Source organism: Streptomyces sp. NPDC059092, assembly GCF_042756365.1.
Taxonomy (GTDB): Bacteria; Actinomycetota; Actinomycetes; order Streptomycetales; family Streptomycetaceae; genus Streptomyces.
On record NZ_JBHZEJ010000076.1, the window covers coordinates 25,291 to 40,007 of the forward strand.

Sequence of the window (14,717 nt, forward strand, 5' to 3'; positions counted from 1 at the left end):
GAAGGAGCGATCAGCCTATGAGCACCCCTTTCCCGTTCACCGCCGTGGTGGGCATGGACGATCTCCGTCTCGGTCTGCTGCTGAACGCGGTCAGTCCGGCGGTCGGCGGCGTCCTCGTACGGGGTGAGAAGGGCACGGCGAAGTCGACGGCGGTACGGGCGCTGGCCGCCCTGCTGCCCGAGGTGCCGGTGGTGACGGGGTGCCGGTTCAGTTGCGACCCGGCCGCGCCGGATCCGCGCTGCCCCGACGGGCCGCACGGGGGCGCGTCCGCCGAGGCGCGGGCCGCGCGGATGGTCGAGCTGCCCGTGGGCGCGTCCGAGGACCGGCTCGTGGGGGCGCTGGACATCGAACGCGCCCTGTCGGAGGGCGTGAAGGCGTTCGAGCCCGGACTGCTCGCGGACGCGCACCGCGGGGTGCTGTACGTGGACGAGGTCAACCTGCTCCACGACCACCTCGTGGACCTGCTGCTGGACGCGGCGGCCATGGGCGCCTCGTACGTCGAGCGTGAGGGCGTCTCCGTACGGCACGCCGCGCGCTTCCTGCTCGTCGGGACGATGAACCCGGAGGAGGGCGAACTGCGGCCGCAGTTGCTGGACCGCTTCGGGCTGACCGTGGAGGTCGCGGCGTCGCGCGAGCCCGATCTGCGGGTGGAGGTGGTCCGGCGGCGGCTCGCGTACGACGACGACCCGGCCGGGTTCGCGGCGCGCTGGGCCGGTGAGGAGAGCGCGCTGCGGGAGCGGATCGTCGCGGCGCGGGCACTGCTGCCGGGCGTGCGCCTCGGGGACACGGCGCTGCGCCGGATAGCCGCGACCTGCGCCGCGTTCGAGGTGGACGGGATGCGCGCGGACATCGTGATGGCGCGCACGGCGACGGCGCTGGCCGCGTGGGCGGGGCGTACCGACGTCACCGCCGACGACGTACGGCAGGCGGCGCTGCTGGCGCTGCCGCACCGCAGGCGCCGTAACCCCTTCGACGCGCCGGGGCTCGACGAGGAGAAGCTCGACGACACGCTGGAGGAGTTCCGGGGCGACGAGGACCCGGATCCCGACGGGCCCGACGGCCCTGACGACCCCGAGGGGCCCGGAGGCGGGGGCGGCCGGCCGCCGTCGAACGGCCCCGACGGCCCCGACGGCCCCGAGGCCCCCGACACGCCCGCGCAGGACGGACCGGCGCGGGACGACACGCCCGCGCCCCAGGAGACGGACGCCCAGCCGGAGCCACAGCCCGAGGGCGGGCAGCCGCAGCGCGCCGGATCCGGTGAGCAGTCCCCCGTACGGTCCGCCGAGCCGTTCCGCACGAAGGTGCTGAGCGTGCCCGGGCTGGGCGAGGGCGCGGCCGGGCGCCGCTCCCGGGCCCGTACCGAGCGCGGCAGGACGACCGGGTCCCGGCGGCCCCGGGGCGCGCTGACCAAGCTGCATCTCGCCGCGACCGTGCAGGCGGCGGCGCCGCACCAGCGGGCGCGCGGGCGCAGCGGCCCCGGTCTCGTGGTGCGCCGGGACGATCTGCGGCAGGCGACCAGGGAGGGGCGCGAGGGCAATCTCGTGCTCTTCGTGGTCGACGCCTCCGGGTCGATGGCGGCGCGGCGGCGGATGAGCGCCGTGAAGGGCGCGGTGCTGTCACTGCTGCTCGACGCGTACCAGCGGCGCGACAAGGTCGGTCTGGTCACCTTCCGGGGGAAGGACGCCGAGCTGGCGCTGCCGCCGACGTCCTCGGTGGACGCGGCGGCGGCCCGGCTGGAGTCCCTGCCGACGGGCGGGCGTACCCCGCTGGCGGCCGGGCTGCTGAAGGCGCACGACGTGCTGCGGGTGGAGCGGATGCGGGACCCCGCGCGCCGTCCGCTGCTGCTGGTGGTGACGGACGGGCGGGCGACGGGCGGCCAGGACCCGGTGGCGCTGGCGGCGCGCGCGGCGCGGCTGCACGCGGCGGACGGGACGGCGTCGGTGGTCGTGGACTGCGAGGCGGGTCCGGTACGGCTCGGGCTCGCCGCGTCGCTCGCCGGCGATCTGGCGGGGACGGCGATCACGCTGGACGAGCTGCGGGCCGACAGCATCGCCGGGCTGGTCAGGGACGTACAGCAGAGGAGTGACGGACACCGCGACGGTTACGTCACCACAGACCCCAGGAGGGCCGCTTAATGCCGCAGGGACAGCCGGAGAACGTACCGGACGACGGTCTCACCACCCGCCAGCGCCGCAACCGCCCGCTGGTGCTCGTCCACACGGGCACCGGCAAGGGCAAGTCGACGGCGGCGTTCGGGCTCGCGCTGCGCGCCTGGACGCAGGGGTGGCCGATCGGCGTCTTCCAGTTCGTGAAGTCCGCGAAGTGGAAGGTCGGCGAGGAGCAGGCGCTCAAGGTGCTCGGGGCGAGCGGCGAGGGCGGCTCCGTCTCCTGGCACAAGATGGGCGAGGGGTGGTCCTGGGTGCAGCGGGACGCGCAGTTCTCCAACGAGGAGGCGGCACGGGAGGGCTGGGAGCAGGTCAAGCGCGATCTGGCGGCCGAGACGCACAAGCTGTACGTGCTGGACGAGTTCGCCTACCCGCTGCACTGGGGGTGGGTGTCGGCCGACGAGGTGATCGAGGTGCTGCGGAACCGGCCAGGCACCCAGCATGTGGTGATCACCGGCCGCAACGCGCCGCGGGAACTGATGGACTTCGCCGACCTGGTCACCGAGATGACGAAGGTCAAGCACCCGATGGACGCGGGGCAGAAGGGCCAGAGGGGCATCGAGTGGTGAACGTCCCGCGTCTGGTCATCGCCGCGCCGTCCTCGGGAAGCGGGAAGACGACGGTCGCGACGGGCCTGATGGCGGCGTTCTCGGAGCGCGGCCTCGCCGTCTCCCCGCACAAGGTCGGCCCGGACTACATCGATCCCGGCTACCACACCCTGGCGGTGGCCTGCGGCTCCTCCGGCGGCGGCCCCACGCGACCCGGCCGGAACCTCGACGCGTACATGAGCGGCCCCGGGCTGATCGGGCCGCTGTTCGCGTACGGCGCGGCGGGGTGCGACCTCGCGGTCGTCGAGGGCGTGATGGGGCTGTACGACGGCGCCTCGGACCAGGGCGAACTGGCCTCCACCGCCCAGGTGTCGAAGCTGCTGCGGGCGCCGGTGGTGCTGGTCGTGGACGCCTCGTCGCAGTCGCGTTCCGTGGCCGCGCTGGTGCACGGCTTCGCGTCCTGGGACCCGGAGGTGCGGATCGGCGGGGTGATCCTCAACAAGGTCGCCACCGACCGGCACGAGCGGCTGCTCCGGGACGCCCTGGACGGCTGCGGAGTGCCGGTGATGGGGGTGCTGCGGCGTACGGACCAGGTCGGTACGCCCTCGCGCCACCTCGGTCTCGTACCGGTGGCCGAGCGGCGCGACGACGCGCTCGACGCGATGCGGGAGCTGGCCGGGCGGGTCCGGGCCGGGTGCGACCTGGAGGCGCTGCTGGCACTGGCGCGCAGCGCGCCCGAGCTGACCGCGGAGGCGTGGGATCCGGGCGTGGCGCCGGTCGTGGAACCGGGGCGGGAACGGCCGGTGATCGCGATGGCCGGCGGGCCGGCGTTCACGTTCTCGTACGCGGAACACACCGAGTTGCTGACGGCGGCCGGCGCCGAGGTCGTCCCCTTCGACCCGCTGCGCGACGAGACGCTGCCCCCGGGCACCCGGGGGCTGGTGATCGGGGGCGGCTTCCCCGAGGTGTACGCGCCGGAGCTGTCCGCCAACGAGCCGCTGCGCAAGGCGGTGGCGGAGCTGGCGTACTCGGGCGCGCCGGTGGCCGCCGAGTGCGCCGGCCTGCTCTATCTGGCGCGCTCCCTGGACGGGAAGCCGATGTGCGGGGTGCTGCCGGCCGACGCCCGGATGTCGGGGCGGCTGACGCTGGGCTACCGGGAGGCGGTGGCGATCGGCGACAGCGCGCTGGCGGCGGCCGGGACCCGGGTACGGGGCCACGAGTTCCACCGGACGGTGCTGGAGCCGGGGGCCGGGGCGGAGCCCGCGTGGGGTCTGGTGCGTCCGGAGCGCCGGGTGGAGGGGTTCGTCAGCGGCGGCGTGCACGCGAGCTATCTGCACACGCACTGGGCGGCGACGCCGGAGACGGCGCGGCGGCTCGTGGCCCGGGCGGTGGGCGGCGGCGGGGACGGGCCGTGAGCGTCCTTCCGCCGGAGGGGTCAGCCGGCGACCCCGACCACCAGCCAGATGAAGCCGACGCCCACGACGGTGCACAGCAGCGTGGAACGGGCCGGGTGGTCGTGGTGCGCCTCGGGCAGGATCTCGGCGGCGGCCAGGTAGAGCAGGACGCCGCCGAAGAACCCGAGATAGCTGCCGAGCAGTTCCTCGGGGAGCGTGAAGAGCAGCGTGGACGCGGCGCCGAGGACCGGCGCGAGGGCGTCCGCGACCAGCATGGCGACGGCCCGGCGGCGGTCGTTCCCGTACAGGCTGGTGATCGTGTACGTGTTGAAACCGTCGGCGAAGTCGTGGGCGATGACGGCGAGGGCGACGGCGGTGCCCATGCCTCCGCCGACCTGGAAGGCGGCGCCGAGGGCGACGCCGTCCATCAGGCTGTGGCCGACCATGGCCGAGGCGGCGGTCAGCCCCACCTGGGGGACGCGCCCGTCCTTGCCGGGGCTGTGGGCGTGGGTGTGGCCGTGGCCGTGCGGGCCGGCGCCGTGGGCGGCCTGGCGGACGGCGAGGAGCCGTTCGACCAGATGGGCGACGAGGAAGCCGCCGACGAAGAGCAGCAGCGCACGCGGCACCCCCAGGAACTCCTCCCCGGCGGCGTGCAGCGCCTCGGGCAGCAGGTCCAGGCCGACCACGCCGAGCATCAGCCCACCGGCGAGTCCCAGCACGAGATGGCGCCGGTCGGTGACGCGCTGCGCCGTCCAGCCGCCGAACAGCGTCATGAGGAACGCGCCGAGCGCGACGAAGACCGCCATGCGCCCCTGCATAGCCGATCGGACCGGGTCGGCGCACATCAGGAACCGGGCGCGGCGCTCGTGGTGGGCGTCGGCGCGCGCGACGGCGCCTCCGTGGCGGAGGTGCTCGGACTGATCGAGGAGACGCTGCGGGCGGCGGGGCTGGCTCCGTCCCGCGTCGTCGAACTGGCGACGGTCGAGGCCAGGGCGGGGGCGCCGGGGATCACCGGGGCGGCGGCGCGGCTCGGGGTGCCCGTACGGGGCCATCCGGCCGCGCTGCTGGCCCGGATCGCCGTACCGCATCCGTCGGCGGCGGCGCTCGCCGCCGTGGGGACGGCGTCCGTCGCGGAGGCCGCGGCGCTCGCGGGCGGCGGGGGTCTGCTCGTACCGAAAAGGAAGTCCGCCCCGGTTTCCGGGCCTGCCCGGGTCACCTGTGCGGTGGCGTACAGGGGCCAGTCGGAGTGGAACCGGCACGGGCGGAAATGATGTCGGTGTCGTCCGTGCCCTCCGGGCCGTCCGGAACCGTCCCGTCCAATCGAGAGCAGAGTGAACCGTGAGCATGGCACCCCACCAGCGGGGATCGTCACCCCGGCCGTCGGCGGTCCGATCGCGCGGCCCCGCCGCCATATCTGATGATCACAACAGCGGTGACCGCCATGTCTACGCGCGCTGACCCCTACGACCTGCGCCATCACGGCGACGCGGAGGTCAGGGACGGCGCCGCGGGCCTGGTCGATCTCGCGGTCAATGTCCGTACGGACACGCCCCCGGCCTGGCTGCGGGCGCGGATCGCCGACTCGCTGACCGGGCTCGCCGCCTACCCCGACGGCCGGGCTGCGCGCGCGGCGGTGGCGGCGCGGCACGGGCTGCCGGTGGAGCGGGTGCTGCTGACGGCGGGGGCGGCGGAGGCGTTCGTGCTGCTCGCGCGGGCGCTGCCGGCGCGCAGACCCGTCGTCGTCCACCCGCAGTTCACGGAGCCGGAGGCGGCGCTGCGGGACGCGGGACACACGGTGGGGCGGGTGCTGCTGCGGGCGGGCGACGGCTTCCGGCTCGATCCGGCGGAGGTGCCCGAGGACGCCGATCTGGTGGTGATCGGCAACCCGACCAACCCGACGTCCGTACTGCACCCGGCCGAGGCGATCGCGAAACTGGCCAGACCCGGCCGGACGCTGGTGGTGGACGAGGCGTTCATGGACGCGGTGCCTGGCGAGCCGGAGGCACTGGCGGGGCGTACGGACCTACCGGGCCTGGTGGTGCTGCGCAGCCTGACCAAGACCTGGGGGCTGGCGGGGCTGCGCATCGGCTACGTACTGGCGGAGCCGGGGACGGTGGCGGCGCTGGAGCGCGCCCAGCCGCTGTGGCCGGTCTCGACGCCCGCGCTGGCGGCGGCCCAGGCCTGTATGGAGCCCGCCGCGCTCGCGGAGGCGGAGCGGGCGGCGCTCGCCATGGCGGTGGAGCGGGCACACCTGCTGGCGGGGCTGGCGGAGTTCGAGGAGGTACGGGCGGTGGAGGCCGCGCAGGGCCCGTTCGTCCTGATCGCGACGGCCCGCGCGGACGCGGTACGAGCCCGCCTGCGCACCCTGGGCTTCGCGGCCAGACGCGGCGACACCTTCCCTGGCCTGGGCCCCCGCTGGCTCCGCCTGGCGGTCCGCGACCGCACGACGACGAACCGTTTCCTCCAGGCCCTCGACCAGTCACTCACGGCGGTCGGGGGCTGAGGGCACGCCGGACGCGAAGCCGTGTGCTCGCGTCCGGCGCGCGGGGAAAGGACGGTCAGCGCCGGGCGCGCGACCTCCTCGTCAGGGCCAGCGCGCCCGCGCCCGCCGCGAGGAGGGCCCCCGCGCCGGTGGCCAGGTAGGGCGTGGCGGAGCTGCCGCCCGTCTCCGCCAGGTCGGCCCGCTCCGGTTCGGCGGCGCTCTGGGGCTCCAGGCCGGGCTGTTCCGGCTTCGCCGGGGCCTGGGCCTCGGACGTCTTCGACGTCCCGGAGGGCTCCGGGCGCTCGGGCTCCGGCGCCGCTGCGGCCGTCTTCGGCGTCTCGCACGTCGCCTCGGCGAGCGTGAGCGCGCCCTCGACCTCGGCGACGTTCAGCTTCAGCGGGTTCACCGAGACCTTGAGGCCGAGCGCCGTCGCGGCGGCCGTACGGGAGGTGGTGTGCCTGGTCGACAGGTCGAGGGTCACCTCGCCCACGCCCGGGACCTCGACCCGCGTCGTGCCGCCCGCCGAGAGTGTGACCTTCTTGCCGAGCACGGTCACCTGGCCGAGCAGGTTCGACGCCGCGACCGGCCGCTTGCCGGCCTCGCAGACCGCGCTGGAGGTGACCTCCTCGATCTCGATGAGCGAGAGCAGCGGAAGCCCGGGGACGTGGACCTTCGCGTGGGCGAGACGGGTGGAGCCCTCGGCCCGGTGCGCGTCGGCCGTCGCCTTCGCCGTGGCGACGTCCGCGCGCAGCATGCTGAAGGGCCTGCCCTGGTCGACCCCCTCCAGATCGACAGAGAGCGCCGTACGCTCCGCGCTGCCCGGGGCGTGGACCTCGTTGAGCGAGGCCTTCAGCGGCACGTTGACGGTCTTGTTGAGCAGGGCCACGTCGAGACCGGCCCGCAGCACGGCCGCGCTCGCCCGCCCCTCGCCCGCGCCCTCACCCGGGCCCTCGGTGGCCCCCGCCGGTACGGCGAGGAACACGGGGCCCGCCGTCAGCGCGGCGGCCACCACGAGGGTGGCGTGGCGACGACGGCGTGCGGGCATGCGGAAGGTGTTGCTGTTCAAGAGAGTGGAACCCCCACAGGAGAATCTGACGTCGCCGTCCTGCCTGCTCGGGGACGCGAGACTGCGGCAGCGGCGACCGGGACACCGGAATCTTTACGCACTGCGAGTGAACTGGCGAGCACCTGAAGTTAGTTCACCCTAAAGTGGGGTTTTCGGGGTCACATTCGATTCTTCCGGTACAGGTATTCCCATCCTTCACCCGGATGGCCAGGGGTACGGGTCGCGCGCCGGTGAACCCAGTGGTGAGCGCACATGAAAACCTTCAACGCCACAGGCCGTCACGACGTTACGCCCGGTCAATCCGGCACCTCAGGGACAGGCAGGAATGCCCACCCCACGCACAGCGAGGGACCGGCTCGATCGTTCAGCGAGCGCCGGCCGCGGTCATCTGTTGGGCCAGCAGCAGTGCCGGGGGACCACCCTGGAGCAGGAAGCGCCCGTGGGCGGCAGCCTGGATCGCGTCGGCCATCGGCCACCAGGTCAGCTTGAAATCCGCTTCGCTCGGCGCGAGTTGTTGCGGTCCGCAGATGAGGCCCTCGGCCAGGAAGAGGTGGATGCGGGCGGGAGAGTTCAGGGTGATGGCGTACGAACCGAGGGGGCGCCAAGTGTTGGCGGTGACGCCGGCCTCCTCGCGCAGCTCACGCCGTGCACACTCCTCCGATGTCTCTTCACCCTCCCGGCGCCCTCCGGGCAGAAACATGTACTCGCCGCCGTGCCGGGGGAATTCAGCGGTCAGGACGGCTACCTTGCCGTCCACGTCTCGGGCCACGACGACCGAGGCGTCGCGCATCGCCCCCCGCTGGGATGTGTCAGTCATGGCCCGGGAGCGTAGCCGCCTGCCCTCATCTCACCGCGATGGCGACAGCCTTGGTCATCCGGCTCCGGACCTGACGTATCGGACGCGGCTCAACGGTCGCCCTCGGCCGGCCGCTGGTGCCCGCACGGCACCGGGCCTCCGTCCGTGCGCGGCGTCGTTCCGCTCCTCGGCGATGTGGGCGGCGATCGACGGCCGCCGCTACGACGACGCGAAGGGGCACATGCGCGAAGCACAGGCCCTCGCCGAGATGTCGGGCGACCAGGCGATCAAGTTCCGCATCTGGAGTCACACGGGGACGATGTACCGGCACATGGGGCGCCCTGCCGATGCGCTCGCCGCGAACGATGTCGCCCGCAATCTGCACATCACGCGCCGTGACCCCCTGTTCGCATCCCTCGGCCTCGCCCGGCAGTCAGCCATTTGCGGGGCGGCGCAGGACCGCACCGGCACGCGCCGCGCGTTCGAACAGGCGCAAGACGCAATGCTGCGTGCCGACCCGGCGGACTTCCGGCCGGTGTGGATGCTCGCGTTCTACGACCAGGCCGAGTTGGATTCGCTCGCGCTCTCGGCCTTTCTCGCACTCGGGGACTACCAGACGGCCGAGTTCCATGCTCACCGCTGCCTGTCCGCCCTGCGACCGCACATGCGCCGATCACTGGCGATCACCACGACCCGGCTCGCCCATGCCCAGCTATCGCAGGGTGCCGCCGACGCGGCTACGGTCACCGCGATGTCGGTCTCTTCCAACGCCGCTACCCAACACGCGCGCGTGTCCCGCATGCTTCAGGAGTTCGGAGCCGCACTGCGCGCCACTGCACCGGGCAGCTCCACCGCGCAGATCTGGACCGAGCACACCCGCGACGCTTGGAGGACGCCCGCATGACTACGGCACCCGCTATCGAACTCCGTACGTTCACCACGCTCGGAGTCGCCCGCGGCGATCTGATCGATGTCTACGCCGACGTGCGCGCCCCACTGCTCCACCTGCCGAACTACGCGGTGACCGCCTTCGGCGAGCGTCTGGACCGGCACGGGGCCGAGCCGGGATTCATCGCCGTCGTCGGGTACGCGGACGAGCAACCGGTCGGCTACGCCTACGGCAACACGATCGAGCATGGTGACCGGTACTGGCAGCGCACCGCGCCGATGCCCGCAGATGAGTACACCGAGCGTCCAGCCGTGGCTCTGAAGGAGATCGGTGTACGTACCGCGTGGCGTGGCACGGGAACCGCGAGGCGCATCTTCGACGCCCTCCTCGCCACGCGCGAGGAGCCCTACGTCACGCTCATGGTCAACCCGGCCGCCGGCGACGGGAAGGTCCAGGCGCTCTACCGGTCGTGGGGGTTCGAGGGCATCGGCCGGAGCCAACCGTCAGCGGCCTCGCCGGTCCTCACGGTGATGATCCGCGCCACCCGCTGAGCCGCATGGATGGTCAGCCGACCACATGCCCGTCCAGGACGATCCGCCGCGGCGCCGCCAGTACCCGTACGTCCGCCCTCGGGTCCTCGTCGTACACCACGAGGTCGCCCGGAGCGCCCTCCTCCAGGGCCGGGCGGCCCAGCCACGCCCGCGCCCGCCAGGTGGTCGCGGAGAGGGCTTCCAGGGGCGGGATGCCTGCCTTCGTCAGTTCCGCGACCTCGCCGGCGACCAGGCCGTGGGCGAGTCCGCCGCCCGCGTCGGTGCCGACGAAGACCGGGATGCCCGCGTCGTAGGCCGCGCGCACGGTGTCGTAGCGGCGCTCGTAGAGCCGGTTCATATGCGCCGACCAGCGGGGGAACTTCTCCTGGCCACCGGCCGCGAGCGCCGGGAACGTCGCGATGTTGACCAGCGTCGGGACGATCGCCACGCCGCGCTCCGCGAAGAGCGGGACGGTGTCCTCGGTGAGCCCGGTGGCGTGCTCGACGCAGTCGATGCCCGCCTCCACCAGATCGCGCAGCGCGGCCTCCGCGAAGCAGTGGGCGGTGACGCGCGCGCCCAGCCGGTGCGCTTCGGCGATGGCCGCCTCGACCTCGGCGCGCGGCCAGCAGGCGGTCAGGTCGCCCGCGTCGCGGTCGATCCAGTCGCCGACGAGCTTGACCCAGCCGTCGCCGCGCCGGGCCTCCTGAGCGACGTAGGAGACGAGGTCGGCGGGCTCGATCTCATGGGCGTAGTTGCGGATGTAGCGGCGGGTGCGGGCGATGTGGCGGCCCGCCCTGATGATCTTCGGAAGGTCCTCGCGGCCGTCGATCCAGCGGGTGTCCGCGGCGGACCCCGCGTCCCTGAGCAGCAGGGCTCCCGCGTCGCGGTCCCCGCGCGCCTGCTTCTCGCTGGTCGCGTCGTCCACCGCGCCGTGGCGGTCGAGGCCGACGTGGCAGTGCGCGTCGACGAGTCCGGGCAGCGCCCAGCCCTGCACCGTACGGACGTCACGGGCTCCGGCGGGCCGGTCGAAGGTGATCCTGCCGCCCACCACCCACAGCTCGTCCCTGACGTCCTCGGGGCCCACGAGCACCCGTCCCGTCACCCGCAGCACCGCGCGATCACTCATGGGCAGCACTGTACGAGGCCCTGAGTACCCTCGACCGCGAGGGATTCCCCATCCCCGCACTGGCCACAGCCACCACCGATCCGTCCCTGAAGAGAGCACTGCCGTGACCCACCCCCTGCTGGACCTGCCCCCACTGACCGCCGCGCACTTCGCCTCCGTCGAGCGCCGCGTGGCCGCCCTCCTCGCCACCGAGAACGACGTCGTGATCACTCAGGGCGAGGCCCTGCTCCCGCTGGAGGGGTGCATCCGTAGCGGCGCGGGGCCCGGCTCGACCGCGCTGAACGTGGTGACGGGCCCGTACGGGCAGACCTTCGGGAACTGGCTGCGGGACTGCGGCGCGACGGTGGTGGACCTGGCGGTGCCGTTCCACACCGCGGTGACCGCCGCCCAGGTCGAGCAGGCGCTCGCCGACCGTCCGGAGATCGACTTCGTCTCACTGGTGCACGCGGAGGCGGCGACCGGCAACACCAATCCGGTGGCCGCGATCGGCGAGGTGGTACGGGCCCACGGCGCGCTCTTCATGCTGGACGCCGTCGCCTCGGTGGCCGCCGAGCCGCTGTTGACCGATGCCTGGGGCGTGGACCTGTGCGTGATCGGCGCGCAGAAGGCGATGGGCGGGCCCGCCGGGGTCTCCGCGGTCGCGGTGAGCCCGCGCGCCTGGGAGCGGTTCGCCGCCAATCCGCGGGCGCCCCGGCGCTCGTACCTCTCGCTGCTCGACTGGAAGGAGCGCTGGATCGACGCGGGCCGCGTCGCGCTGCCGCACGCGCCCGCCCAGCTGGAGACGCTGGCGCTGGAGGCGTGCCTGGAGCGGATCGAGGCGTCGGGCCTGGCCGCGGTGACCGGGCGGCACGCCGCCGCCGCTGCCGCCACGCGGGCGGGGGCGCTGGCGCTCGGGGGCGGCCTGGCGCCGTTCGTCCACGAGGCCGCGGAGGCCGCGCCGGTCGCCACGACGCTCCGTACCCCCGCCGGGGTGGACGCCACCGAGCTGGTCACGAAGGCGCTGGCCGCCGATCCGTCGCTGCCGCTGGTCGCGGTCAAAGGGGGAGCGCGAAGCGCTTCGGTTGAGGGTGGTGGCGGGCGACGGGTGGGCGGGGCACTGGCCGCCGAGATGGTCCGGGTGAACCACTACGGGGCGGACGCGACCCCCGAGGCGGTGCGCTCCTCGCTCGCGGCGCTGGGGGCCGTGCTGGCGGGCGCGGGGGTGGCGGTGGACCCGGCGGGCGCCGCACGGGCGGCGGACGAGGCGTGGGCCGCCACCCGTGCGGACGCGCCCACCCGTGCGGACACGTCCGGGAATTAAGGTAATCCCAAAAAGGCGATGAATTAATGAATGCGGGAAGCTGCTTTATTGCGCGCAGCTTCCCGCATTCTTCTGCCCGCTTTTCATTGACCTAAACGCCCGGGTTCCAGAGGCACCGCAGAAGCGATTCCAGGCGGTCTCGCGAGCGTTACGGATATGTAACCGACCCCACAAAGACGGACCATTTGCCCGAATATTTCCGGACATAATACACCCATCCTCGGTAGGTTCGCCACTGCGTCCGCGCCCGCGCGTTAACACAGAAACGCATATCCACCAACCCCTGCCGAAGATGCATCTTCCGCATTTGCTCGGTAAATTTAATTCCCATGACCGCCGCACAAGCAGACCTTGCAGGCGCCCGAAGCGAATTCAACCGACCTCTGACGATCGACGCACCACGAGTGGAGGACGGGGCCGCGATCTGGCGCATCGCCCGCGACTCCGAGGTCCTGGACCTCAACTCCTCGTACAGCTACCTGCTCTGGTGCCGTGACTTCGCCGCGACCTCCGTCGTCGCCCGCGACGACGGAGGGGCCCCGATCGCCTTCGTCACGGGGTACGTCCGGCCCGAGCGCCCCGAGGCGCTGGTCGTCTGGCAGGTGGCCGTCGACGCGAGCCACCGCGGACGCGGGCTCGCCGGCACCCTGCTCGACGAGCTGACCGTCCGGGTCGCCGAGGAACTGGGCATCACGGCCATAGAGACGACCGTGACCCCGGACAACACCGCCTCGGACCGCCTGTTCACCGCGTACGCGGCCCGCCATGGCGCGGAGCTGGAGCGCGAGGTCCTCTTCGACGGCGGGCTGTTCCCCGACGGGGTGCACCAGCCCGAGGTGCTGTACCGCATCGGCCCGCTCGCCCCCTGAGCGCGCCCGGCCCCTGCTCCGTACGCGGACACACTCCGTACGCACGCACCACTCCGTGTGCAACCGCTCCGTGTGTACCACTCCGTGCGCACCACGCGGCACGCGTGACACCGCCCGAGCAGGCAGGCCCGCCGTACAGACCCCCCGGCGTACGCGACGCGCGCGCCTCCTGAGCTTCCTTCCCACCTCCCCACCGGCTGGAGACCCCCATGACCATCACCCCGCCCGCACTGAGCGTCTTCGAAACCCTCGAATCCGAGGTGCGCAGCTACTGCCGTGGCTGGCCCGCCGTGTTCGACCGCGCGCAGGGCGCCCGTCTCACCGACGAGGACGGCCATGGCTACCTGGACTTCTTCGCCGGTGCCGGCTCACTCAACTACGGGCACAACAACCCGGTGCTGAAACGGGCGCTGATCGACTACATCGAGCGTGACGGCATCACCCACGGCCTCGACATGGCGACGACCGCGAAACGCGCCTTCCTGGAGTCCTTCCAGAACGTGGTGCTCCGGCCGCGCGACCTGCCGTACAAGGTGATGTTCCCCGGCCCGACCGGCACCAACGCGGTCGAGGCCGCCCTCAAGCTGGCCCGCAAGGTGAAGGGCCGGGAGTCGATCGTCTCCTTCACCAACGCCTTCCACGGCATGTCGCTGGGGTCGCTGGCCGTCACCGGCAACGCGTTCAAGCGCGCCGGGGCCGGTATCCCGCTGGTGCACGGCACGCCGATGCCCTTCGACAACTACCTGGACGGGCAGACGCCCGACTTCCTCTGGTTCGAGCGGCTGCTGGAGGACCAGGGCTCCGGCCTGAACAAGCCCGCCGCGGTGATCGTCGAGACGATCCAGGGCGAGGGCGGCATCAATGTCGCGCGCCCCGAGTGGCTGCGCGCGCTGGCCGCCCTCTGCCGGCGCCAGGACATGCTGCTGATCGTCGACGACATCCAGATGGGCTGCGGCCGTACCGGCGCCTTCTTCTCCTTCGAGGAGGCGGGCATCACGCCGGACATCGTCACGTTGTCGAAGTCCATCAGCGGGTACGGGCTCCCCATGTCGCTCTGCCTCTTCAGCCCCGAGCTGGACGTCTGGGAGCCCGGCGAGCACAACGGCACCTTCCGGGGCAACAACCCGGCCTTCGTCACGGCCGCCGCCGCGCTGAACACCTACTGGGCCGACGGGCAGATGGAGAAGCAGACCATCGCGCGCGGCGAGCAGATCGAGCGCGCGCTGACCGCGATCCGCGCCGAGTCCACCGGCGACGTACCCGATGTCCGCGGGCGCGGCCTGGTCTGGGGCGTCGAGTTCGCCGACAAGACCCGCGCGTCCGCTGTCTGCGCCCGCGCCTTCGAGCTGGGGCTGCTGCTGGAGACCTCGGGCCCGCAGAGCGAGGTCGTGAAGCTGCTGCCGCCGCTCACCATCACGGCCGACGAGCTGGACGAGGGTCTGCGGACGGTGGCCCGAGCGGTCCGCGACACCGCCTGACCGCTCGCCCCCGGAAAACCTCGAAGCCCTGTCCGTTCCGGCGGGCCCCACGGGCCCGCCGGAACGGACGGACC

At 73.1% G+C, this 14,717-nt stretch carries 14 protein-coding genes; 10 read left to right on the forward strand and 4 right to left on the reverse strand.

Annotated elements, in window-relative coordinates; translation table 11 throughout:
• The first annotated feature begins 17 nt into the window (after positions 1–17).
• Genes ACFXPL_RS31540 through ACFXPL_RS31550 form a run of 3 tightly spaced genes read left to right on the forward strand, consistent with a single transcriptional unit; the run spans position 18 to position 4,128 of the window.
• Complete coding sequence (locus ACFXPL_RS31540) at positions 18–2,135, forward strand: putative cobaltochelatase (protein ID WP_384926037.1); 2,118 nt, start codon at positions 18–20, stop codon at positions 2,133–2,135.
• The gene (cobO, locus tag ACFXPL_RS31545) at positions 2,135–2,734 is read left to right on the forward strand and encodes a cob(I)yrinic acid a,c-diamide adenosyltransferase (protein ID WP_384926039.1); all 600 of its coding nucleotides are present in this window, start codon (positions 2,135–2,137) and stop codon (positions 2,732–2,734) included. Before ACFXPL_RS31540 ends, cobO begins: the two co-directional genes overlap by 1 nt.
• The gene (locus ACFXPL_RS31550) at positions 2,728–4,128 is read left to right on the forward strand and encodes a cobyrinate a,c-diamide synthase (protein WP_384926041.1); all 1,401 of its coding nucleotides are present in this window, start codon (positions 2,728–2,730) and stop codon (positions 4,126–4,128) included. Before cobO ends, ACFXPL_RS31550 begins: the two co-directional genes overlap by 7 nt.
• Before the next feature lie 20 nt (positions 4,129–4,148).
• On the opposite strand, the gene ACFXPL_RS31555 is transcribed toward ACFXPL_RS31550, so the two are convergent.
• Positions 4,149–4,913, reverse strand: a complete 765-nt coding sequence (locus ACFXPL_RS31555; RefSeq protein ID WP_384926043.1) for a ZIP family metal transporter — start codon at positions 4,911–4,913, stop codon at positions 4,149–4,151.
• Positions 4,914–4,973: 60 nt separating this feature from the next.
• On the opposite strand from ACFXPL_RS31555, the gene ACFXPL_RS31560 reads away from it, so the two are divergent.
• Together ACFXPL_RS31560 and cobC are read left to right on the forward strand one after the other, a co-directional pair.
• Positions 4,974–5,378 (forward strand): cobalamin biosynthesis protein, encoded by a 405-nt coding sequence (locus tag ACFXPL_RS31560; RefSeq protein ID WP_384926045.1) that lies wholly within the window; start codon positions 4,974–4,976, stop codon positions 5,376–5,378.
• Between the two features lie 170 nt (positions 5,379–5,548).
• A complete protein-coding gene (gene cobC / locus ACFXPL_RS31565) occupies positions 5,549–6,610 on the forward strand; it encodes an Rv2231c family pyridoxal phosphate-dependent protein CobC (RefSeq protein ID WP_384926047.1) in 1,062 nt (353 codons plus the stop codon).
• Positions 6,611–6,665: 55 nt separating this feature from the next.
• Here the strand turns inward: cobC and ACFXPL_RS31570 are convergent, their stop codons facing one another.
• The gene (locus tag ACFXPL_RS31570; protein WP_384926049.1) at positions 6,666–7,655 is read right to left on the reverse strand and encodes an SCO1860 family LAETG-anchored protein; all 990 of its coding nucleotides are present in this window, start codon (positions 7,653–7,655) and stop codon (positions 6,666–6,668) included.
• A gap of 364 nt (positions 7,656–8,019) precedes the next feature.
• Entirely contained in the window at positions 8,020–8,472 is a 453-nt protein-coding gene (locus ACFXPL_RS31575) for an NUDIX hydrolase (RefSeq protein ID WP_384926051.1), read from the reverse strand.
• On the opposite strand from ACFXPL_RS31575, the gene ACFXPL_RS31580 reads away from it, so the two are divergent.
• Entirely contained in the window at positions 8,354–9,355 is a 1,002-nt protein-coding gene (locus ACFXPL_RS31580) for a hypothetical protein (RefSeq protein ID WP_384926053.1), read from the forward strand. The genes ACFXPL_RS31575 and ACFXPL_RS31580 overlap by 119 nt on opposite strands.
• Complete coding sequence (locus ACFXPL_RS31585) at positions 9,352–9,891, forward strand: GNAT family N-acetyltransferase (RefSeq protein ID WP_384926055.1); 540 nt, start codon at positions 9,352–9,354, stop codon at positions 9,889–9,891. The genes ACFXPL_RS31580 and ACFXPL_RS31585 overlap by 4 nt, the downstream gene beginning before the upstream one ends.
• A gap of 13 nt (positions 9,892–9,904) precedes the next feature.
• Here ACFXPL_RS31585 and ACFXPL_RS31590 read toward each other — a convergent pair whose 3' ends face one another.
• Positions 9,905–10,996: an amidohydrolase family protein gene (locus tag ACFXPL_RS31590; protein WP_384926057.1), complete on the reverse strand. Its 1,092-nt coding sequence runs from the start codon at positions 10,994–10,996 to the stop codon at positions 9,905–9,907.
• A 103-nt stretch (positions 10,997–11,099) separates the two neighbouring features.
• Here ACFXPL_RS31590 and ACFXPL_RS31595 point away from each other — a divergent pair, with 103 nt between their 5' ends.
• The 3 genes from ACFXPL_RS31595 (at position 11,100) to ectB (ending at position 14,643) form a co-directional block, all read left to right on the forward strand.
• Entirely contained in the window at positions 11,100–12,296 is a 1,197-nt protein-coding gene (locus ACFXPL_RS31595) for an aminotransferase class V-fold PLP-dependent enzyme (protein WP_384926059.1), read from the forward strand.
• 329 nt (positions 12,297–12,625) lie between these two features.
• Complete coding sequence (gene ectA, locus ACFXPL_RS31600; protein WP_384926061.1) at positions 12,626–13,165, forward strand: diaminobutyrate acetyltransferase; 540 nt, start codon at positions 12,626–12,628, stop codon at positions 13,163–13,165.
• Between the two features lie 209 nt (positions 13,166–13,374).
• A complete protein-coding gene (gene ectB / locus ACFXPL_RS31605) occupies positions 13,375–14,643 on the forward strand; it encodes a diaminobutyrate--2-oxoglutarate transaminase (RefSeq protein WP_384926063.1) in 1,269 nt (422 codons plus the stop codon).
• The last annotated feature ends 74 nt before the right edge of the window (positions 14,644–14,717 follow it).

What these genes read in the sequence shown, in the direction of transcription:
- ACFXPL_RS31540 (WP_384926037.1), top strand. Translation starts at nt 18, where the DNA reads ATGAGCACCCCTTTCCCGTTCACCGCCGTGGTGGGCATGGACGATCTC.
- cobO (WP_384926039.1), top strand. Translation starts at nt 2,135, where the DNA reads ATGCCGCAGGGACAGCCGGAGAACGTACCGGACGACGGTCTCACCACC.
- ACFXPL_RS31555 (WP_384926043.1), bottom strand. Translation starts at nt 4,913, where the DNA reads ATGGCGGTCTTCGTCGCGCTCGGCGCGTTCCTCATGACGCTGTTCGGC.
- cobC (WP_384926047.1), top strand. Translation starts at nt 5,549, where the DNA reads ATGTCTACGCGCGCTGACCCCTACGACCTGCGCCATCACGGCGACGCG.
- ACFXPL_RS31580 (WP_384926053.1), top strand. Translation starts at nt 8,354, where the DNA reads ATGTACTCGCCGCCGTGCCGGGGGAATTCAGCGGTCAGGACGGCTACC.
- ACFXPL_RS31575 (WP_384926051.1), bottom strand. Translation starts at nt 8,472, where the DNA reads ATGACTGACACATCCCAGCGGGGGGCGATGCGCGACGCCTCGGTCGTC.
- ACFXPL_RS31585 (WP_384926055.1), top strand. Translation starts at nt 9,352, where the DNA reads ATGACTACGGCACCCGCTATCGAACTCCGTACGTTCACCACGCTCGGA.
- ACFXPL_RS31590 (WP_384926057.1), bottom strand. Translation starts at nt 10,996, where the DNA reads ATGAGTGATCGCGCGGTGCTGCGGGTGACGGGACGGGTGCTCGTGGGC.
- ectA (WP_384926061.1), top strand. Translation starts at nt 12,626, where the DNA reads ATGACCGCCGCACAAGCAGACCTTGCAGGCGCCCGAAGCGAATTCAAC.
- ectB (WP_384926063.1), top strand. Translation starts at nt 13,375, where the DNA reads ATGACCATCACCCCGCCCGCACTGAGCGTCTTCGAAACCCTCGAATCC.